The 20589-nt window shown below is 67.2% G+C and carries 20 protein-coding genes; 8 read left to right on the forward strand and 12 right to left on the reverse strand.

The annotated features are described in order from the left end of the window. Positions 1 to 7: 7 nt before the first annotated feature. From WFQ67_RS19090 to WFQ67_RS19100, 3 genes are all read right to left on the reverse strand, one after another. Positions 8 to 241, reverse strand: a complete 234-nt coding sequence (locus WFQ67_RS19090) for a hypothetical protein (protein WP_213630027.1) — start codon at positions 239 to 241, stop codon at positions 8 to 10. A 37-nt stretch (positions 242 to 278) separates the two neighbouring features. Beyond that, positions 279 to 800: a hypothetical protein gene (locus WFQ67_RS19095; RefSeq protein WP_337057891.1), complete on the reverse strand. Its 522-nt coding sequence runs from the start codon at positions 798 to 800 to the stop codon at positions 279 to 281. Between the two features lie 116 nt (positions 801 to 916). After that, entirely contained in the window at positions 917 to 1402 is a 486-nt protein-coding gene (locus WFQ67_RS19100) for a winged helix-turn-helix transcriptional regulator (RefSeq protein WP_337057892.1), read from the reverse strand. A gap of 134 nt (positions 1403 to 1536) precedes the next feature. Between WFQ67_RS19100 and WFQ67_RS19105 the strand changes: the two genes are divergently transcribed. The 3 genes from WFQ67_RS19105 to WFQ67_RS19115 all read left to right on the forward strand — a co-directional run bounded on the left by WFQ67_RS19105 (position 1537) and on the right by WFQ67_RS19115 (position 4272). Beyond that, complete coding sequence (locus WFQ67_RS19105; protein ID WP_337057893.1) at positions 1537 to 1830, forward strand: hypothetical protein; 294 nt, start codon at positions 1537 to 1539, stop codon at positions 1828 to 1830. Beyond that, the gene (locus WFQ67_RS19110) at positions 1823 to 3157 is read left to right on the forward strand and encodes a DUF1329 domain-containing protein (protein WP_337057894.1); all 1335 of its coding nucleotides are present in this window, start codon (positions 1823 to 1825) and stop codon (positions 3155 to 3157) included. Before WFQ67_RS19105 ends, WFQ67_RS19110 begins: the two co-directional genes overlap by 8 nt. Positions 3158 to 3231: 74 nt before the next feature. Continuing rightward, positions 3232 to 4272 (forward strand): NADP-dependent oxidoreductase, encoded by a 1041-nt coding sequence (locus WFQ67_RS19115; protein WP_337057895.1) that lies wholly within the window; start codon positions 3232 to 3234, stop codon positions 4270 to 4272. Between the two features lie 47 nt (positions 4273 to 4319). Here the strand turns inward: WFQ67_RS19115 and WFQ67_RS19120 are convergent, their stop codons facing one another. Beyond that, entirely contained in the window at positions 4320 to 4865 is a 546-nt protein-coding gene (locus WFQ67_RS19120) for a thioesterase family protein (RefSeq protein WP_213630017.1), read from the reverse strand. A 108-nt stretch (positions 4866 to 4973) separates the two neighbouring features. Between WFQ67_RS19120 and WFQ67_RS19125 the strand changes: the two genes are divergently transcribed. Together WFQ67_RS19125 and WFQ67_RS19130 are read left to right on the forward strand one after the other, a co-directional pair. Further along, positions 4974 to 5936: a GlxA family transcriptional regulator gene (locus WFQ67_RS19125; RefSeq protein ID WP_213630015.1), complete on the forward strand. Its 963-nt coding sequence runs from the start codon at positions 4974 to 4976 to the stop codon at positions 5934 to 5936. Between the two features lie 154 nt (positions 5937 to 6090). Beyond that, positions 6091 to 8289 carry an OsmC domain/YcaO domain-containing protein gene (locus tag WFQ67_RS19130; protein ID WP_337057896.1) on the forward strand — a complete coding sequence of 733 codons (2199 nt, stop codon included), beginning with the start codon at positions 6091 to 6093 and terminating at the stop codon, positions 8287 to 8289. 115 nt (positions 8290 to 8404) lie between these two features. Here WFQ67_RS19130 and WFQ67_RS19135 read toward each other — a convergent pair whose 3' ends face one another. From WFQ67_RS19135 to WFQ67_RS19165, 7 genes are all read right to left on the reverse strand, one after another. Next, positions 8405 to 8842, reverse strand: a complete 438-nt coding sequence (locus tag WFQ67_RS19135) for an EF-hand domain-containing protein (protein WP_263154174.1) — start codon at positions 8840 to 8842, stop codon at positions 8405 to 8407. A 190-nt stretch (positions 8843 to 9032) separates the two neighbouring features. Further along, the gene (locus WFQ67_RS19140) at positions 9033 to 9482 is read right to left on the reverse strand and encodes a GNAT family N-acetyltransferase (RefSeq protein WP_337057897.1); all 450 of its coding nucleotides are present in this window, start codon (positions 9480 to 9482) and stop codon (positions 9033 to 9035) included. Positions 9483 to 9625: 143 nt separating this feature from the next. After that, positions 9626 to 10732 carry a YheT family hydrolase gene (locus tag WFQ67_RS19145; RefSeq protein WP_337057898.1) on the reverse strand — a complete coding sequence of 369 codons (1107 nt, stop codon included), beginning with the start codon at positions 10730 to 10732 and terminating at the stop codon, positions 9626 to 9628. 51 nt (positions 10733 to 10783) lie between these two features. Further along, positions 10784 to 12448 carry an AMP-binding protein gene (locus WFQ67_RS19150; protein ID WP_337057899.1) on the reverse strand — a complete coding sequence of 555 codons (1665 nt, stop codon included), beginning with the start codon at positions 12446 to 12448 and terminating at the stop codon, positions 10784 to 10786. A 77-nt stretch (positions 12449 to 12525) separates the two neighbouring features. Further along, positions 12526 to 13689 carry an FAD-binding oxidoreductase gene (locus WFQ67_RS19155; RefSeq protein ID WP_337057900.1) on the reverse strand — a complete coding sequence of 388 codons (1164 nt, stop codon included), beginning with the start codon at positions 13687 to 13689 and terminating at the stop codon, positions 12526 to 12528. Next, complete coding sequence (locus tag WFQ67_RS19160) at positions 13682 to 15205, reverse strand: phytoene desaturase family protein (protein WP_337057901.1); 1524 nt, start codon at positions 15203 to 15205, stop codon at positions 13682 to 13684. The genes WFQ67_RS19155 and WFQ67_RS19160 overlap by 8 nt, the downstream gene beginning before the upstream one ends. 48 nt (positions 15206 to 15253) lie before the next feature. Beyond that, on the reverse strand, positions 15254 to 16090 hold the full coding sequence (locus WFQ67_RS19165) for an enoyl-CoA hydratase-related protein (RefSeq protein WP_337057902.1): 837 nt from the start codon (positions 16088 to 16090) through the stop codon (positions 15254 to 15256). A gap of 121 nt (positions 16091 to 16211) precedes the next feature. Here WFQ67_RS19165 and WFQ67_RS19170 point away from each other — a divergent pair, with 121 nt between their 5' ends. The 3 genes from WFQ67_RS19170 to WFQ67_RS19180 all read left to right on the forward strand — a co-directional run bounded on the left by WFQ67_RS19170 (position 16212) and on the right by WFQ67_RS19180 (position 19050). Next, a complete protein-coding gene (locus tag WFQ67_RS19170; RefSeq protein ID WP_337057903.1) occupies positions 16212 to 16829 on the forward strand; it encodes a TetR/AcrR family transcriptional regulator in 618 nt (205 codons plus the stop codon). Positions 16830 to 16986: 157 nt separating this feature from the next. Next, positions 16987 to 17523, forward strand: a complete 537-nt coding sequence (locus WFQ67_RS19175; protein ID WP_337057904.1) for a hypothetical protein — start codon at positions 16987 to 16989, stop codon at positions 17521 to 17523. Between the two features lie 336 nt (positions 17524 to 17859). Then, positions 17860 to 19050, forward strand: coding sequence for a GGDEF domain-containing protein (locus WFQ67_RS19180; protein ID WP_337057905.1), 1191 nt, complete (start codon positions 17860 to 17862; stop codon positions 19048 to 19050). A 35-nt stretch (positions 19051 to 19085) separates the two neighbouring features. On the opposite strand, the gene WFQ67_RS19185 is transcribed toward WFQ67_RS19180, so the two are convergent. Continuing rightward, positions 19086 to 20432 (reverse strand): glutamine synthetase family protein, encoded by a 1347-nt coding sequence (locus WFQ67_RS19185; RefSeq protein WP_442969609.1) that lies wholly within the window; start codon positions 20430 to 20432, stop codon positions 19086 to 19088. Between the last annotated feature and the right edge of the window lie 157 nt (positions 20433 to 20589).

Here is a 20589-nt window from a genome sequence, read left to right on the forward strand (position 1 = left end):
GCCGCCGTCAACCGAACGAGGGCATCGGCCCCAGCGAATGCAGGATCCAGGCGATCCCGCCCGCGGCGGCGAGGCCCAGCACCGCGATGCCGATGAACAGCCATTTCAGGACCTTCGGCAGCACGGACGGCCTGGGCCTGGGCACCTGCGCCTCCAGCGCCAGCCGCGCGTCCTCGGCGCATCGCACGCACGGGCGGTGCACCTCGAAGACGAGGAACCCGCAGTGGTCACAGACCTTCATGGCCGGCCATCGCGGCCGGGGATGGACACGGCCGGGGTCACTTCAGTTCCAGCAGGCGGGTGGCCTGGAAGGAGTCGTCCAGGGACAGGTGGATCACGCCGGCACGGGTCGGGAAGTTCGGCGAATCGTCATCGGAGTTCTCCATCACCGGGATATCGATCAGGGTCTTGTCGCCTGCGGGGTCGCTGACCAGCCGGGCGTTGAGCTTCTCGATCGAGCGCCAGCTGTCGCCACCGATGCGCACCACGTCGATCAGGCTGTAGTGCGGCACGCCCTCTTCGTTCGCCTCCGGGGTGAAGGCCGCCAGAAACTGGGCGTAGTTGTTGCCCATGCCGAAGCCTTCGACGGTGAACACCGCCAGGGTGACCTGGCTTTCCTCGCCGGTATCCAGGGTCTGGGTCATGGTCGCCTCCGGGTAGCCGGTGGCGTAGCTGTCCCTGAGCAGTTCCACCAGGCGCCCGACCTGCTCCTCCAGCGCCTTGGGCACCGGTTCCGGGTCGGCGGCAAGGGTCAGGGAAGAGGCGAGAAGCAGGCTGAGGGGCAGCAGGCGCAATTTCATCAGGTGGAGTCCGCAATAGCTGGAGGGGGCGTTCTGGCGCGGATGTTAGCGTCCGGCTAGGAAATTACCGCCGACCAGTGCTCGCCCCGCTGCGATGGGCCTGCACGCCGCGCCGGTCAGCGGGCTTTGCGCAGCCTGTCCAGGCGCTCCAGGGTCGTCGCGTCCGCACCGGGGCCGGGGCGAAGGCCCAGGTCCTTCAGGGCGAGGGGCACACCATCGCTGTCTACCAGCTGCAAGGGCGCGAGGGTCGCCCCGGTTTTCCGGTTGATGGGTATCAACGGGGGGCCCTCCGGCAGCGGGTTCCATTCATCCCCCCACTGGAGCATGGCGATGATGATGACGTGCAGGGCCCGGCCCTTGTCGGTCAGGGTGTATTCGGTGCCGGTGCCGACCGGGGTCTTGATGATGATCGAGTGTTCCTGAAGCAGCTTGAGGCGCTTGGAAAGGATGCCCTTGGAAATCTCCAGGTTGCGCTGGAATTCATCGAACTTCGTCGTTCCCCAGAGCAACTCGCGGATGATCAGCAGGTTCCACCAGTCGCCCAGCACGTCCGTGGAACGGGCGATGGAACAGTTTCGATCTTCGAACGTGACTCTTTCCACGGTGAAGCCTCCGTCGTGGGTGCGGTTGAGCGGTTATCGAGAAAGCGATTGACAGGTTTCATGATAGCACCTAGTTTTCCGCTCAATGGTTCTGTAATAGAACCTTACGGAAATCTTCCCTTCGAGGTCTATCCATGATCAAGCAACTCCTGGGCGCGACGACCCTCCTCGTCGTCGCGGCCGCACAGGCCGCCCCCCAAGACACCTGCGTCACCAATGAACTGGACGAGAGCGTGATCACCGCAGAACTGGCACTGGCGGTGGGCAATTGCCATATGGCCCGTGCCACACAGGACGGCAGCGTAGCGGCGCTGGAATACGCCCACAGCTGGTTCCAGCAGGCTCGGAAGCTCGGCGCAAGTGAGGCCCAGCAGCACCTGGACGCTGCCGAACGGCAGCTGGAGCAAGCGGGGCAGGCAAATGACTAAGCCACGCGTGCTCTCCGCCATGATGGCCACAATGGCACTGGCGGCCAGCTTCACCGCTGCCGCCGAAGCGCTCACACCGCTGGGTGCCGAGGCGGCCGGCAACGCCGACGGGTCCATCCCCGCATGGACCGGCGGGTTCAGCCGCGGCATCACCTGGAGCGACATCCCGAAGCAGTTCGTCGACCCCTTTGCCGGCGATCCGGTGAAGTTCTCCATCGACGCCAGCAACTATGAAACCTACCGGGACAACCTGACGCCCGGGCAAATCGAACAGTTGCGCCGCAACCCGGACGGCTACCGGCTGAACGTCTACGAAACCCGGCGTACCGCCCGGTATCCCGAGCATGTCTACGAGGCAGCACGCAAGAACGCGCAGACAGCCAGGCTGGCCCCCGGCGGCAACGGGGTGCTCGACTACGAGGGCTACGTGCCGTTCAGCCACCCCAAGAGCGGCGTGGAAGTGTTGTGGAATCACTTCATGCGATACCGCGGCGGCAGTCTGTTCCGCGAACACACCCAGGTGATCACCCAGCCCAGCGGCGCGTTCAGTGAGGTCCGGCTCGAAGACCGCGCCGCCTGGCCGGAAAACCTGACCGGCTTCGACCCGGTGCGCGATGCCAACATCATGATTTTCTCGACCCAGAAAGTGACGGCCCCGGCGCGCCTGGCGGGCAACATCCTGCTGGTGCACGAAACCGTCGACCAGGTTGCACAACCACGCCTCGCCTGGCTCTACAACTCCGGGCAACGGCGCGTCAGGCGTGCCCCGCAAGTGGCCTACGACGGCCCCGGCACCGCGGCGGACGGCCTGCGGACCTCCGACAACTACGACATGTACACGGGGTCGCCCGATCGCTACGAGTGGGTGCTCGAAGGCAAGCAGGAACTCTATATCCCCTACAACAACTACCGGCTGACCAGCCACGAGCTCACCTCGGCCAAGCTGATCGAGAAGGGGCACCTCGCACCGGAATACCTGCGCTATGAAAAACACCGGGTGTGGAAAGTGGTCGGCACGCTGAAGCCGGGGATGCGCCACATATATGCCAAGCGCGTGTTCTATATCGACGAGGACACCTGGCAGATCGCCCTGGCGGAGCACTACGACAGCCGTGGCGAACTGTGGCGCTTCTCCGAGGGCTTCCACGTGCAGTACGACTACGCCGACACCCCCTGGTACGCCGGCGAGGCGATCTATGATTTCAGCAGTAACCGCTACCTGGTGTTCGGGCTGATCTACAACAGCGCGCAACCCATCATCTTCGGTTTCAAGGCGAACAAATCGGAGTTCACACCCGCCGCCCTGAGAGCACAGGGCATCCGCTGAACCCGCATCTCGACATTCAACCATCGAGCCGCGCGCAGGCCGATCGCGCCCGCGCGGCTGAACAGGTGATACCCATGAAAGCCTTCGTCATCGAACGTTATGGAAAGCAGGAGCGCCTGAAACCGGCGGACGTGCCGGAGCCCACGCTCGGCGAGCACGATGTGCGGGTGCAGGTCCACGCCGCGAGCATCAATCCGCTGGACATCAAGCTGAAGAGTGGCGCTCTCAAACGGGTCGTGCCCCTGCGCATGCCGCTGGTCCTGGGCAACGACCTGGCCGGCGTGGTGAGCCAGGTCGGCGCCAAGGTCACGGCCTTCAAGCCAGGCGATGAGGTCTATGCACGCACCGACACCGCGCGCATCGGCGCCTTCGCCGAATACATCGCCGTGGCCGAGGCCAACGTCGCCCCGAAACCGGCCGGCCTGAGCATGGAGCAGGCGGCCTCCCTCCCCCTGGTCGCCCTGACCGCCTGGCAGGCGCTGGTGGAGAAGGCCAACCTGCAGAAAGGCCAGAAGGTTTTCGTGCATGCGGGGTCAGGCGGGGTCGGGAGCATCGCGATCCAATTGGCCAGGCACCTGGGCGCCAGCGTGGCGACCACCACCAGCACGGCCAATGTCGCGCTGGTGAAAAGCCTTGGCGCCGACATCGTCATCGACTACCGCAAGGACGACTTCGAGAAGACCCTGCGTGGCTACGATGTGGTCCTGCACAGCCTGGGCACGGATGAGCTGGAAAAATCCTTGGGCGTGCTCAAGCCAGGTGGCCTGCTGATCTCCATCTCGGGCCCGCCGGACCCGGACTTCGCCAGGAACGCCGGCATGCCCAAGCTGGTGCAACTGGTCATCCGCCTGATCAGCCGGAAGATCCGCAAGCAGGCCAGGCGGCACCAGGTCCGCTACTCGTTCCTGTTCATGCAGCCCAGCGGCAGGCAATTGCGCGAGCTCGGCGAGATCATCGGCGACGGCGCGATCCGGCCGGTGATCGACAAGGTCTTTGCGTTCGAGGAGACGGACGACGCCCTGGCCTACGTCGAGACGGGCCGCGCCAGGGGAAAGGTCGTGGTCAGGGTCCGGCAGCCCGTGCACGTCGCCACACCGGCCCCCATCGCCCTCTGACGAGGCCGCCGCCCGTGCGATGGCACGGGCGGCGTGCCCGGGTGCAGCTATCGCAGCGGCGCCTCCGCCTCGCGCAGGTGCTCGCTCAGGCCGTCGCAACTGGCCGACCAGTCCTGCAGCCACCCTGGCAACGCCGGCGATTCGTCCACGCCCAGTTCACGCGCGAACTCAGCAGGCGCCACGGTGCCCTTTGGGCCGCGGAACAACCCCCGCATCACCACCACCGCGATCACCCGCTGGTCCTTGACGAAGCGGTGCTCCATGAAGCTCCACTTCTCGTCCCAGCCCAGCATCCGCGAGTGGATCTCGAAGCGCTCGAACAGCTTAAGCTCGCGGCGGAACTTGCCCCACACATCCCCCACGATGGGCAGCGCACGATGCCGCAACGCCACGCGATAGGCGCCGCTGCGCAGTACGTAATCCATCCGCCCGATGTCGGCCAGGGTGAAATAGCGGCCATTGGTGACATGCCGGTTGAGGTCCAGGTCCAGTGGCCATACGCGCAGCCGCACTACGGTGGTGGCGAGCCCGTGTACGGGTTTGCGCCAGGGGCGGCGCAGCAGCATCAACAGAAGGCGAAACCATAGGTTCATCTAGCGAACACCTGTTTGAACGACGAGTGCCGCACTCTAGAGCGCGCGGTTGCGATAAGGTAGGTGCACAAATGACTAATACCATGCGACTTGCGCAAGAGAATCCCCATGCACGTCACGCTCCTGCTCGCCCAGTACAGCTCGCACGCCAGCGCCGCCCTGGCGCTGGAGATACTGGATGCGGCCAATCGCTTCGCCGCCCCCGCCCCCGCGCCATTCACCCTGAGCGTGGCTTCGCTGGACGGGCAGCCGGTGGCCAACGCCTCGGGACGGACCATGGCGGTGGACGCCGCACTCGATGACGTGGCGCGAACCGACCTGGTGCTGATTCCCGGCTTCCTCTTCAGCCTGCGCGAGGCCCTGCCGGCTTTCGAACGGTATCGCGCCTGGCTGCGCCGCCAGCACGGACAGGGGGCGGTCATCGCATCGATGTGCACGGCAAGCTTCATGCTCGCCGACACCGGGCTGCTCGACGGCGTCGAGGCCACCACCCACTGGGCCTTCGCCGACCTGTTGCGCCGTCGCTACCCGGAGGTCCGGCTGGACGAGCGGCGCATCATCTGCGAGGACGGCCGCCTCATCAGCAGCGCCGGCGCGAGCGCGGCCATGGACCTGCTGCTGCACCTGATCCGCCGCTTCGCCTCGCGCGAGCTGGCCCAGCAGTGCAGCCGCTACCTGCTGATCGACGGCACGCGCAGCGAGCAATCCGTCTATGTCAGCTGGTCGATGCCGCGTGGCCATGGCGACGAGGCGGTGCTGCGCGTGCAGGACTGGATGGAGGCCCACTTCGCTGCCCCGCTGGGCATCGACGAACTCGCCGCGCGCTTCGGTTTCGGCGTGCGCAACTTCAAGCGGCGCTTCAAGGACGCCACCGGCTCCACGCCGCTGGCCTACCTCCAGGCCTTGCGCCTGGAGAAGGCCAAGCAGTTGCTGGAGACCACGCGCCTGGGCTTCGACGAGATCACCAGCCGCGTGGGCTACGAGGACAGCAACTCCTTCCGCCGCCTGTTCGGCCAGCGTGTCGGCATTTCCCCGGCAGCCTTCCGCAAGCGCTTTTCGCGGGCCGCATGACCGCGCCCCGGCGTTCCGGGGGTTGACTTCCGTCGGGCGGACGGCTTCCATGCCGTCCCCCTGAAAGGAAGGCATCACTCGCCGCCCGGCGTAAACTGCCCGCCTGGCCACACCGCCCTCCTTCATCGCTCGACTCCTTACGCCGGTATCCCGCATGGAAATCAAGGTCAATTTTCTCGACAACCTCCGCCTCGAAGCCAAGTTCGACGACTTCACGGTGATCGCCGACCAGCCGATCCGCTACAAGGGCGACGGCTCGGCGCCGGGGCCGTTCGACTACTTCCTGGCCTCCTCGGCCCTGTGCGCGGCGTACTTCGTCAAGCTGTACTGCCAGACCCGCGACATCCCCACCGACAACATCCGCCTGTCGCAGAACAACATCGTCGACCCGGAGAACCGCTACGCGCAGATCTTCAAGATCCAGGTGGAGCTGCCGGCCGACATTTCCGAGAAGGACCGCCTGGGCATCCTCCGCTCCATCGACCGCTGCACGGTGAAGAAGGTGGTGCAGCAGGGCCCCGAGTTCATCATCGAAGAGGTGGAGAACCTCGACGCCGACGCCCAGGCGCTGCTGATCCCCACCAGTAGCGGCCAGCGCACCTGCATCCCCGGCAAGGACCTGCCGCTGGAAGAGACCATCGCCAACCTCTCCGGCCTGCTCGCCGGGCTGGGCATGAAGATCGAGATCGCCTCCTGGCGCAACATCGTGCCCAACGTCTGGTCGCTGCACATCCGCGACGCCAGCTCGCCGATGTGCTTCACCAACGGCAAGGGCTCGACCAAGGAAAGCGCCCTGGCCTCGGCCCTGGGCGAGTTCATCGAGCGGCTGAACTGCAACTTCTTCTACAACGACCAGTTCTGGGGCGAGGACATCGCCAACGCCGACTTCGTCCACTACCCGAACGAGCGCTGGTTCAAGCCCGGCCCGAAGGACGCCCTGCCGGCCGAGATCCTCGACGAGCACTGCCTGGCGATCTACAACCCGGACGGCGAGCTGCGCGGCTCGCACCTGTACGACACCAACTCCGGCAACACCGCGCGCGGCATCTGCTCCCTGCCCTTCGTGCGCCAGTCCGACGGCGAGACGGTGTACTTCCCGTCCAACCTGATCGAGAACCTCTACCTCAGCAACGGCATGAGCGCCGGCAACACCCTGGCCGAAGCCCAGGTGCAGTGCCTGTCGGAGATCTTCGAGCGGGCGGTCAAGCGCGAGATCCTCGAAGGCGAGCTGTCGCTGCCGGACGTGCCCCAGGCCGTGCTGGCCAAGTACCCCGGCATCCTCGCCGGCATCCAGGGCCTGGAGGAGCAGGGCTTCCCCGTGCTGGTCAAGGACGCCTCCCTGGGCGGTGAATTCCCGGTGATGTGCGTGACCCTGATGAACCCGCGCACCGGCGGCGTATTCGCCTCCTTCGGCGCCCACCCGAGCTTCGAAGTGGCGCTGGAGCGCAGCCTCACCGAACTGCTCCAGGGGCGCAGCTTCGAGGGCCTCAACGACCTGCCGCAGCCGACCTTCGAAAGCCACGCGCTGACCGAGCCGAACAACTTCGTCGAGCACTTCATCGACTCCAGCGGCGTGGTGTCCTGGCGCTTCTTCAGCGCCAGGGCCGACTACGAATTCGTCGAATGGGACTTCTCCGGCCAGGGCGAGGACGGCAACGCCGAGGAGGCCGCCACCCTGTTCGGCATCCTCGAAGACATGGGCAAGGAGGTGTACATGGCGGTCTACGACGACCTCGGCGCCAACGCCTGCCGCATCCTCGTGCCCGGCTACTCGGAGATCTACCCGGTGGAGGACCTGATCTGGGACAACACCAACAAGGCCCTGCTGTTTCGCGCCGACATCCTCAACCTGCACCGCCTGAGCGACCGCGAGCTGAAGTCGCTGCTGCGCAACCTGAACAACACCGAGGTCGACGACTACACCGACATCACCACGCTGATCGGCATCGAGTTCGACGACAACACCGTGTGGGGCCAGCTGACCATCCTGGAGCTGAAGCTGCTGATCCACCTGGCGCTGAAGAAATTCGAAGACGCCAAGGAACTGGTGGAGGCCTTCCTCCAGTACAACGACAACACCGTCGAGCGCGGCCTGTTCTACCAGGCCCTGAACGCGGCGCTGGAAGTGACCCTGGACGACGACCTGGACATGGCCGACTACGAGGCCAACTTCCGCCGCATGTTCGGCAACGAGCGCATGGACGCGGTGCTGGGCTCGCTGGAGGGCAGCGTGCGCTTCCACGGCCTGACGCCGACCAGCCTGAAGCTGGAAGGGCTGGACCGGCACCAGCGCCTGGTCGACAGCTACAAGAAGCTGCATGCGGCACGGGCCAGGGCAGCGGCTGCCAACTGACCGGACGGCCGCCATCCGCGAGCCTCGGCTTGCGAGAGGTGGGTTCAGTGGCCCCCGCGTTCGCGGGGGTGACGCGCGGCCGAGGCGCGTCGCCCCGGACCCCGGCGCCGCTCACTCAGGGCGCGGGTGCCTCGCCCCGGAAGCGCAGCAGCTCTTCGCGGGTCACCTTGCGGTCACCGTCCGAGTCCGCCAGCAGCATCAGGGCGACCGAGGCGTCCTCGTACTCCGGCCCGGTCACCTTGCCGTCGTGGTCGGCATCCCAGTACTCCAGCGTCTTCTGCGCCACCGAATTCAGCACCGGTGCCGGCCAGGCCATGTCCGGGCCGCTCTCGGCGACCATGTGCGCGGCGATCTCGTCCACGCCCACCACCCCGTCGCCGTTGCGATCGATGGCCGCGAAGGCCGCCGGCGCCGAGGCCCGCGCCTCCGCCACGGAGATCGCGCCATCACCGTCGGTGTCCTGCGAGCGGAAGATCGCCTCGACGTCGGCCGCCATCCCCTGGGTGGTGACCAGCAGCAGGGCGAACAACGGATGCACGAGGGAAGAACGCATGGCGGGCCCATCCTTTGCCGAGGTGGCAGCCGGGCGCCACAGGCACCCCGCTGGTGAGCGCTGGAATCTAGAAGCGCCATGGGCGGGGGTCAATTAGCACACTCGCACTAGCCCAGGGCCGCGCGGAGCCGCCCCGGGTGAAGGGGTGCCTTCATCCCCTGCCCCATGACCTCCAATGGGGCCGTTCGGGTCAGGAGCCGTTATCGGGCAACCGGCTCTTGCCCATCGCCTCTGACGGCCTGTACGCCATGCCCACCGAGCGCGGCGCGGTATGGACGAACCCGAACTGCGCATACAGGTCCTGCGCCTGGCCGTCTGCTATCAGGCTGACATAACCGCTCACCGGAACATGGGCTTGGATGTACTTGAGGATCTCGCCCATGATCCGTTTCCCCAGGCCCTTGCCCTGGTGCTCCCTGAGGACGGCGATGTCCACGACCTGGAAGAAACAGCCGCCATCACCGATGACCCGCCCCATCCCCACGGGCTGTTCCCCATGCAGGACCTGGACGGCGAAGAGCGTATTGGGCAGCCCTCGAGCCGCGGCCTCATCGGTCTTGCCGCTAAGGCCGGCGCCCAGGCGCAGGGCCTGGTAGACCTGGACCGATGGGGTTTTCAGCAGGCAGGCATAGTCAGTCAATCGAGTCACCGTATTCGAGTTTGATAGGGCCGGTCCCGGCGCCGGCCAGATGCGGCTCATGTCCTTGGATATCGCCCTGAGCCAGCGCCGAGATTACGTAACCGATGGCCGTCTGAACATGCCTTCAGGCGTCCGCGTGGCGACTAGCGCCGGGCCTGCCTGTCCACCGCCCGGAGAAACTCGGCCGCCAGGTGATGCGCCCACGAGCGCGCGGTGAACCCGGCGAGGTAGGCGCAGTGACTGCCCCGCCGGGTGACCGCCAGCACGGTCCTGGGCATGCGTGCCATGGCGTGCTGGTGGTCGCGCACGTTGTCCACCACGCACACCGGATCATCCTCGGCGTTGAGCACCAGCAGCGGGATGCTCACCGTCTCCATCACGGTGATCGGGTTGCAGCTCTCCAGGTAGGCCTGCTGGCTGGGGTAGCCCGCGCACTCGTACAGGTGCCGGTGGAATTCATCCAGGCTCTGCGCGCCCTCCAGGGCGGCGAGGCTGGGCAGGTGCGCCAGCGCTTCGCGGTTGGGGGCGACGAACTGGCGAACCAGCTTGCGCGCCATCAGTCGGGTGTAGGGCGCGCGCGAACGGGCGAAGGCCACGCGGATGTCGTAGCCCGGGCAGTAGGCGAAGGCGCCACGCAACGGCGTCGCCTCGCCCTCCTCGCCCAGGTAGCGGATCAGCAGTCCCGTGCCGGCGGAAATGCCCGCGGCGTAGAGCGGCGAGCGGGGGTAGCGCTCGCCGATCACGCACAGCTGCTCGCGCAGGTCCGCCGTATCGCCCATGGTGTTGAAGCGCGGGCTGGTCAGCGGCAGCCGGCCGTGGCCACGGCGCTCGCAGAACACCACGCGCCAGCCGGTGAGCCGCTGCAGGTCCCGCACGAAGCCGCGCATGCTGTGGGGCGAGCCGGTGATGGTGTGCAGCACCACCAGGGTCGGCACCTCCGCCGGCAGCTCGGCGCCGAGCCAGTGCAGCGCCGTGGTGCCGCCATCGGCCATGCGCAGGGTGTCGACCCGGTCGTAGGCCAGGCGCGGGGCGAAGGCCTTCTTCAGGCCCAGGCCGAGCAGTTGCAGGTGGCCGTTGAACAGCCAGGGCGTCGCCCAGAAGCGCCGGGTGAGGCGCGGCACCTGGGCGATCAGCGCCTGGTTCTCCGGGTTGGCCTGGTAGACCAGCTCCGGCTTGCGCGCCGCCGTGCGCAGGTAGTGGGCGCCGAGCCCGACCGCCAGCACGGGCAAGGCGGTGATCCAGATCGACATCGGAACTCCTCAATCAGACAGAAACCTGCCCCGGCAGGGGCCCATGCCCGCTCAGGTGCGCAGCTGAGCCCGGAGTATCTTGCCGATGGGCGACTTGGGCAATTGCGCGCGGAACTCGATGCGCTTGGGCACCTTGTACGCGGTCAGCCGCTCGCGGCAATGGTTGATCACAGCGCCTGCGTCGAGCCCCGGCCGGTGCAGCGCGACGAAGGCACAGAGCGCCTCCCCCGTGGCCTCGTCCGGCACGCCGATCACCGCCACTTCGCTGACGTCCGGGTGCTCGGCGATCACCGCCTCCACCTCGTTGGGGTACACGTTGAAGCCGGAGACCAGGACCATGTCCTTCTTGCGGTCGACGATGCGGATGTAGCCGTCCTCGTCCATCACCGCGATGTCGCCGGTGCGGAACCAGCCCTCGACGAAGGCCTCGCGGGTTTCCTCCGGGCGGTCGAGGTAGCGCTCGATGATGTGCGGGCCGCGCACCAGCAGCTCGCCGGGCGTGCCGGGCGCCAGTTCGCCCCCTTCGGCATCGGCGATGCGCACATCGCAGCCGGGCAGCGGCAGGCCGACGGTGCCCGGGCGCTCCTTGGGCCCCGGCGGGTTGAAGGCGACGAAGCAACAGCTCTCGGTCAGGCCGTAGCCTTCGAGGATCTGCCCCACCACCGCCCGCCAGCGCTCGCCGGTGACCGGCCGCAGCGAGGTGCCGCCGGAGACCGCGAGCTTCAGATCCGGCGGGTTGGCCTGGAACCAGGGCTCGGCCAGCAACCCGGCGTAGAGGGTGTCCACCCCGGTCATCCAGCGCACCGGGAAGCGTTCGAAGGCCGGCTGCGCATTGGCCAGCGGGCGCGGGTTGGGCACCAGCAGGTTGCGCGCGCCACGGCGGAAGAACAGCAGGAAATTAAAGTTGAAGGCGAAGATGTGGTAGAGCGGCGGCAGGGTGACGATGGCCTCGCCCGGCTCGACCCGCGCGCCGAAGCCGGCGAGGTAGTCCTCGGCCATGCGCAGTACCGCCTGCAGGTTGGCGTGGGTCAGCACCGCGCCCTTGCTCCTGCCCGTGGTGCCGCCGGTGTACTGGTACAGGGCGACGGGGTGCTGCCGCAGCGCCACGTCCGCGGATTGCCCGAGCTCCAGCGCCTGGCTGAAATGCTGGAACGCCACCTGTGGCGTCAGGCCGCCGCCGGCCTGCGCTTCGAGCGCGTGCTGGATGGCGCGGGCCTGGGGCTCGGGGAAGAAGTCGCTGAGGCGGGTCAGCACCAGGGCGATGCCGCGTTGCTCGACCACCGGCTGCGCGCGCTGGGCGAACAGGTCGCAGGCCACCAGCAGCTTGGCGCCGCTGTCGGCCAGTTGCGCGTCCAGCTCGCGCTCGGTGTACAGCGGGTTGACGTTGGTGACGATCAGCCCGGCCTTCCAGGCGCCCAGCACCGCGATGGGATAGTGCAGGCTGTTGGGCAGTTGCAGCGCCACCACATCGCCAACCTGCAGGCCCTGCTCGCGCACCAGGTAGGCGGCGAAGGCGCTGGACAGGCGCTCGGTCTCGCTGAAGGAGAGATCGGCGTGCAGGCCATTGGGCAGCACCAGGGTGAACGCCGGAGCCTCGGCGAAGCGCTGCGCCGCGTCCCGGGCGAACGCCGCGAGGTTGCCCGCGAGCGCCCCGGGGTCGAGGCGGTAGCCCTGCAGGTGCGGTGGATAGTGTTTTTCCCAACGGCGGGTGGTCATCCTCATGCTCCTTTTGTTGTTCTTGTCGGGGTGGGTTGCCGGCGAGCGGCCCGCGATGACGAGCCGCCCGCGCCGCGTTACAGCAGGATTTCGATGTCCCCGGTGGGGAACGCCACGCAGGCATAGATCCAGCCGAAGTCGCGGTCGGACTGGCGCAGGTGCGCCTCCTGCGGGTTGAACACGTTGCCTGCCACCAGCTTGACCCGGCACAGGCTGCACTCGCCCGAGCGGCAGGCGTTCTCCACGAAGTAGCCGTTGCGCTCCAGGGCATTGAGCAGGGGCTCGCCGACCCGGCTGCGGAAGCTGCCACGGCCGCGCACGGTGACCTGCACCTCATCCTCCAGCGCCACGCCCGCCGGCCAGCCGGCCTGCTCGTGGGGCGTCTTCGGCGCACCGTTGGCCTCGACCCGGATGCGCCGCCGGGCCACGCCCAGCTCGCCGAGCAGCGCCACGCAGCTGTCATTGAATGGCGTCGGGCCGCAGATGTAGTACATCCGCTCGCCGACCTCGCCCAACAGCGCCCGGAGCATTTCCAGGGTCAGGCGACCGCTGCGCCCGGCATAGCCTGCCGGCGGGCGCGAGATCACTTCGCTGAGGGTGAAGTTGGCATGGCGCGCGGCCAGTTCGCGCAGCTCCTCGGCGAAGATCACGTCGTCCACATGGCTGTTCACGTAGACCATGTGCAAGCGCTGCGGCAGCTGGCGGTCGAGGATGTTCAGCAGGATGCTGCGGGCCGGCGCCGCGCCCGAGCCACCGGCGAGGAACACCAGGTCGTCGCCATGGAACAGCGGGTTGTGGTGGAAGGTGCCCATCGGCCCGGAGCTGGTCAGGCGCTGCCCCACGCTCACGCCATCGAGCAGGTAGTGGGAGACGAAGCCGCCCTGGGCCCGCTTCACCGTCAGGTCGTAGTGCATGCGCTGCAGCGGCGAGGAGGACATGGCGTAGGGCCGGGCCGTGTGCACGCCGTCGATCTCGACGAACAGGTTGACGTACTGCCCCGCCTGGAACGGCGGCAGCGGCTGGCCGTCGGCCGCCACCAGGCGCAGGGTGCGGGTGCTCGGGGTCTCGTCGATGATCTCGGCCACCTCCAGCGCCAGGCGCTTGGGGTGCAACTGCACCACGGTGCTGCCCACCTCGCCGCGCACTTCCTGGAAGTCGCTGCCCCCCTCCTCCAGCGCCAGCTTGGCGGCGAAGGCCTCGGCGTAGCCGGCGATCGCGTTCAACGGATTGTGCTCAGGCATGGGCCACCTCTTTCTTCGCCTTCAGGTGCTTGAGTACGGCGCGGGCGGTGGATTCGCCGGCCATGTAGGTGGGCTGGAAACCGCCCATGGAGGTCCAGGCGCCGGCCATGTACAGGCCCGGCACCGCGTCCAGGCGCTCGCGCAGCAGCGCCGAGTCCTGCGCGCTCTGCTGGAAGCCGTAGATGGCGCCGCCGGGCGTGTTGAGGTAGCGCATCATGGTCAGCGGCGTGGCCACCTCGACCTCTTCGATGTACTGGCGCACCTTCGGGTAGACCTTCTCGATCACCGCGATGAGCTTCTCGGCGAAGGCGTACTTGGTCTGCGCGTAGTCTTGCGGCTTCACCGACTTCCACACATCGCCGTATTGCAGGCAGACCAGCACCACCTGGCTCTTGCCCTCGGGCGCGGCGCTCGGGTCCTCCAGGTTGTAGCAGGTGAGCATGCCGCCCAGCGGCGGCTCCAGGCTGCCCATGCGCGCGTGGATCTGCTCCTCGTCGAGGGTCTCGTAGATGAAGCTGGAAGCGGTGGTCACCCCCAGCTCCTGCGGCGTGCAGTCCAGGCCGAGGTAGATCACGAAGGCCGAGGTGCCCATGCGCCGCGACTTGAAGTCCTGCCGCACCTTCGACGGCGGCTGCGGCAGGTCGAGCAGCTCGTTGAAGGTGATCAGCGGGCTGGCGTTGGACACCACCGCGTCGCAACCGACCCGCTCGCCGTCTTCCAGGGTGACACCGCAGATGCGCCCGTCCTCGGTGTGGATCCGCTCCACGGCGCAGTTGAAGCGCACCTCGCCACCCGCTTCGAGGAAGGACCCCACCAGCGCGTTGGACATGGCCTGGGAGCCGCCCTTGATGTGCCAGGGTTTGAACACCGCATAGGCGTAGAGCATGGTCGCCAGGTCGGCGAAGGGCAGCATGCTCGGCGGCACGCCGAGGTAGAGCCAGTAGGTGGCGAGGATGTTCTTCAGCTTGGCGTCTGCGAAGAACTCGTCCAGCACCTCCCGCGCCGGGCGGAAGCCGTACTGCACGTAGTACGGGCACAGCGACCTGAGCATCGCCTCGCTGTTGCCGCGGCTGGCCTGCGGCAGGGTCATGAAGCTTTCCAGGGTGACCTTCTCGCACACCAGCATGAAGCGCTCGATGGCCTCGCTTTCGGCGGGGTACATGCCCTGCAGCAGGCGGCGGATGCCCGACCAGCTGGCCGGCAGGGTGACGTCCAGCTCACCGGGCACCGCCAGGCGGTACAGGGCGTGCTCCTGGATGAACTCGACCTTGTCCAGCACCCCGAGCTTGTCGAAGAATTTCCGCATCACGAACGGCTTGTCCTCGGTGCCCAGGCCGCTGAGCTGGTGCAGCGCCACCTCGAACTCGAAGTTGCCGCGCACGAAGGAGGTCGCGCAGCCCCCGGGAATGTTGTGGCGCTCCACCAGCAGGGTGCGGCTGCCGCCCCGCTGCAGCGCAGTGGCGGCGGTCAGCCCGGCGTTGCCGGCGCCGATCACCACGGCGTCGTAATGCGTCATCGATCACCTCGAACTTATCAACGATAAGATTGGGTTGAAAAAAAGGCCTCAGAAGGTTTCCTGCAGTTCGAGAAGGTCGGGGAACTGCGCCGGCGTCCCCGTCGCCCGCGCGCCCACCGAGCGCAGGATGTCCTGCCCGCTGAGGATGGCGCTCTGCAGCAGGACGGTGTGTTGCAGGGATTCGTAGACGCCGTGGTCACGGCTGTAGAGCATCGCGCGCTTGATCCCGTTGATCGCCACCGGCGGGCGCTCGGCGATCCTGCGCGCGGCGGCGAAGGCCCCCTCCAGCAGCGCCTCGGGCGTGGCGAAGAGCTTGGCCAGCAGGCCCAGGCGGTAGGCTTCGGCAGCGCCCAGGGTGTCCCCGGTCAACGCCAGGTAGCGCGCCACGCCGGCCGGGATCAGCCGTGGCAGGCGCTGCAGCACGCCCAGGTCGGCCATCATGCCGACGTTGGTTTCCTCGATGCGGAAGGTGGCCGCCTCGCTGGCGAAGCACAGGTCGCAGGCGGCGATCAGGTCGAAGCCACCGCCGATGCAGGCGCCCTGCACCGCCGCGATCACCGGGAAGCGCGCCTGCTCCAGGGCATTCAGCGCCCCCTGCATGCGCTCCAGGTTGACCTGCAGCAGCTCCCGCTCCTGCGGGCTGCTGGCATGGAACTCCTTAGCCGTGGAGAACATCTGCATGTCCAGGCCGCCACAGAACGTCTTGCCCTGCGCCGAAATGACCAGCGCCCGCACCTGGCCGGAACGGCTCAGGCGCCCTACCGCTTCCGGCAGTTCGCTCCAGAAGGCCCGCGTCAGGCTGTTGGCCTTGTCGGGGCGGTTGAGTTGCAGGTGGGCGACGCCGCTGTCGACGCTGAGCGCGAAACACGCGTAGCTTGAATCCATGGGATGCACCTCTGGGCTGAATGTTAGCGATGCTAAGATTTAAATCTTAGCACCGTCAAGATACTTCCCGATGCTAAGATCGCCCCGCCCCGAAGCCCCCGGAACAAAGGCCCCGCCCCGCATGAGCAAGACACCCCAGCGTGCCCGCGACACCTACCACGTCGGCAACCTCGCCCCGCAGCTGCTGCAGGCCGCGCGGGAGATGCTCGAGGAAGTGGGGCCGACCAAGCTGTCGCTGCGCGCGGTCTCGGAGCGGGTCGGCGTCAGCTCCACGGCCGCCTACCACCACTACGCCAACCGCGCCGAACTGGTGGGCCAACTGGCCGCCCAGGGCTTTCGCGAACTGGGCATCGCGCTGCGCCGGGAAGACAAGGGCAATGCCGGCCTGCAGAAGCTGCGCGACGCCAGCCTGGCCTACTTCAGCTTCGCCCGCGCCAACCCCGCGCTGTACCAGCTGATGTTCGGCCCGGAGCTGGGTGGTGATGACCTGTCCGTGGACTACCGCGAGGCCCGCGACGACGCCTTCGGCGAACTCAAGCGCATCATCGCCGAGATACTCGGACAAGGACTGGACAGCGCCGAAGTCCGCCGCGCCGCCCTGGCGGGCTGGTCCTACACCCACGGCCTGGCCTCCCTGGTCATCCACGGCGTGCTGCAACTGCCCGACTCCACCAGCGACGCCCGCTTCGTCGACAGCACCCTCAAGGGCTTCGAGCACCTGTTCCAGGTCGGGGGATAGGTCGCTGCGGAGTCGAGCGGCACGCAACGAACGGAACACCACTGCACGAAAACAAAGCCGCCGAGTTGGATGCGCTCGGCTGTTTTCCGGCCGTGCCTGTGCTAAAAAAGCCGCCCGGACTATCTGGCCGATCAGCGCTGACAAAGGAGCGACAAGCATGGGCAACTACTCACGGAGCGGAATCGCGTTGGCGCTGCTGCTGGCTGCGGGCACCGCATTCGCCGAAGAGCCGGCGGAGAGCACCAGCACCCTCAAGGAGTCGGCCAAGGCCGCGGTCTCGACCGCTATCTCCGCCGGCAAGAACCTGCTGGGCGGCGCTTCGGAAGGCGTCACGGAAGGCCGTGAGTCCGCCCAGGGCGCTGACGGCGCCCTCGTCATCTCCCAGCTCGACCAGCTGGAGGGCAAGGTCGAGGTCAAGCTGCTGAAGGTCGAAGCCGTCGACGACAACCTCAGCGTCCTGTTCGGCTTCAAGAACCTCACCGACAAGCCGGTGCGCCTGATCAACCTCACCCACAACGGCGCCCTGCTGGCCATCGACCAGGACGACTACTCCACCAACCTGGTGCCGATGGAAAACGTCGATGAAGTCACCGTGCCGCCGAAGACCGGCGTACGCCAGAAGTTCCTGTTCCAGGGCCCGGTGGAAGGGCCGAAGTCGGTGCGCCTGTGGGGGCGGAACTACAGCACCCAGTAAGCCCGTACCGGCCCTGCGACTCGCGGCCTGGACTCCGACGCGACAACCCGCAGATCGGCGTGGGCAGATGCAGTCATCGCCAGGGGCACCGGCGGAGTCGGTGCCCCTTTGTTCCGGACGTCCCTACCCCAGTCCCTCGGCGCCCCTCGCCCTGCGGTGACCCCTGCAGGCCTCGATGCAGGCCCTGGAACCGTTCAGGAAATTGCCTTCCCGGCATACATGTGACTACGATTCGCAATATCAAATCGCCACGACTAACGGCGTGAAAGCGCTCGTGCACGCCAGCATGAGCGCTTCCGTCGTTTCACGGTGCCAGGCTCCTGCCGCTCTCCTCCCATGTACGCGAACTCCATGGTCACCACCGTCATCCTCGGCATGCTCTGCGTGCACCTGCTCTGCTTCTGCGTCATGTTCCTGCTGATCAGCGCCCGGCTGAACGGCAAGAAGATGGGCATGGAGGTCTTCGCGCTGGGCAACCTGCTGCTCGGGCTCGCCTACATCCTGCAGTTGCTGGGTGGGCCCGCAGGCTGGGGATTGATGAGTGTCGTCAACCACACGCTGACCCTGTGCGCCCCCGTCGCCTATGTCCTGGGCGCGCTGCGCTTCTTCGATCGCCCGACTCCCGTATTGCGTCCGCTGCTGGCGCTGGCGGCCGGCTACACGGCGGCTCAGGCGGTGGTACAGGCGACGCTCGGCGACGAAGCGCGTCACGCCCTGCTGGCGGGTTCCTGTACCGCGCTGTTCCTGGCCATGATGGTGGCCGTGCTCCGTGCCGGGTGGACCGTCGCCAGGGACCTGCGCGTGGAAATGGTGGTGTTCGCCGTGCTGATCGGCGGCATCTGCGCCCTCAATGCCGCGAAGCTGGTGATGATCCTCTCCGGCGGCATGGCGACGCTGGACCTGAACACCGGCTTCCAGAAGACCTTCTACCTCTACATGTCGTTCCTCGGCACCGTGCTGCCGCCCTGCGCGGTCTGGCTGGTGCTGCGCCGCCTCACCGACGAGCTGCGCACCATGGCCGCCCACGACCCGCTCACCCGGCTGCTGAACCGGCGAGGCCTGATGGATGGGCTGGAGGCGCACTTCCGCATACGCGGCGCCGGGCCGGCGCACCTGCTGATCGTGGATATCGACCACTTCAAGCGCATCAACGACACCCATGGCCACAAGGTGGGGGACCTCGTCCTCTGCCGCGTCGCCGAGGTCCTCAAGGCCACCGCTCGCCAGGACGATCTGGTCTGCCGGCTGGGTGGCGAGGAGTTCGTGCTCATCAGCCTCGGTACTGACAGGGCCGGCGCCCTCCAGTTGGCCGAACGCACGCGGGCGGCGATCGAACGCAGCGAGGTGCCCGGCATCGAGCAGGGACAGCCGATCCGCTGCACGGCCACCATCGGCGTCTCGGATGACTTCACCCACCCCCAGGCGCTCGATGGCTCCCTGCAGCAGGCGGATGCCGCGCTCTACCGGGGCAAGGAGTCGGGGCGCAATCGCGTCGAGCCGGCCCTGGCACAACAGCCTGCCACCTAGGCCAGCCGCCACCATCGCCTGGGCGGCGCCCTGCCCTACAGGTACCAACGGTATTCGTTCGCTCCGATGTCCTGCATGAAGGCCAGGTGGTCCTGGCGCTTGTTCTCGCAGTAGACATCGACGAACTCCGCCCCCAGCCCTTCGCGCAGTTCCGGACGGTGCTGCATGGCGTGAACCGCCTCGATCATTTCCTGGGGGAACACGAGGCCGCCGACCGGGTTTTCCTCCGGCTCGCACTGGCGCTCCAACCCGGCCTCCATTCCGCAGAGGATGGTCGCCAGCACCAGATAGGGATTGGCATCGGCACCGGCCAGTCGGTGCTCGATGCGCAGGTTGTGCCGGTCCGATTCGGGAATTCGCAGGCAGGCGTTGCGGTCCTCGAAGCCCCAGCCAGCCCACACAGCACCGCGGTAACGGCGCAGCGCGTTGTGGTTCGGCGCGAAGACGGGCATGCAATGGGGCAGCAGCTCCAGGCAACCGGCTACCGCATGCCGCAATGCCAGCTGCCGTCCGACCGCCAGCAGGTTGTCACCCGCTTCGTCGTAGAGGCTGACATGTACGTGCATGCCGCTGCCCGCGTGCTGCAGGTAGGGCTTGGCCATGAAACTGGCGCGGTAGCCATGCTTGAGCGCCACGCCTCTGGTGCTGCGACAGAACAGGGCCGCCCAGTCGGCTGCCCGCAGGGCGTTGGCGAGGTGGCCGAAATTGATCTCGAACTGGCCGGGTCCACGTTCGGCGGTGATGGTCGTGGCGTCGATACCCTGCGCGCGAGCCGTTTCGACCATCTCATCGAGCACCACGGAAAAACGCGACACGCGCTCAATGTGCATGTTCGGCTGGTCGTCCGCATCGCCCGTCAGCGGATCGCGAGGAAACTGCGGCAGGCCTTCGCTCAATTGAGCGGCGAACAGATAGAACTCCAGTTCGAAAGCCACCACCGGATGGATGCCCTTGCCCCGCAGGCGCGCCAGCACCCGCGCCAGGACCTCACGAGGCTCGAAGACGATGGGTGCCTCGGTGCCCTCCGAGGTGATCAGCATCTGCCCCAGCGGCTGCGCCTCCCAGCCGACCGGCTTCAAGGTGCCAGGGACCAGGCGACGCCGGGCATCCGGGTCGCCATCGTTGAAGCAGTACCGGCCGATCTCGAACATCCCACCCTGCGCCCCCAGTAACACGCAGTTCTGTGGCAGCCTGAAGGTACTTCCCGCCGCCACCTTCTCGAGCAGCTCAACGGGATAGCGCTTGCCGTAGAAATGCCCCGGGATGTCCAGGGAGATCAGGTCGACATGGCGCACCTGCGGGTGCTGCGCACGGAAGGCGCGCACCTCGGCCAGCAGGTCGGAGCAGAGGGAATCCACGTTTGCTTCTCCTACGATCCGCATCAGGGTGACCGGACAGGGCCCTGGGTCACCGGGTCCATTGCGCGCTGCGGTGTTCAGTATGACGGTGCGTCGCCCGCCCTCGGGACAGACAGGGCGAATGGCGCGACGGGCGCCAGTCCAGCCCCCATCACAGGGCACGGACTGACGACCTGGACCA

The organism is Pseudomonas sp. USHLN015, assembly GCF_037153275.1.
Taxonomy (GTDB): Bacteria; Pseudomonadota; Gammaproteobacteria; order Pseudomonadales; family Pseudomonadaceae; genus Metapseudomonas; species Metapseudomonas tohonis.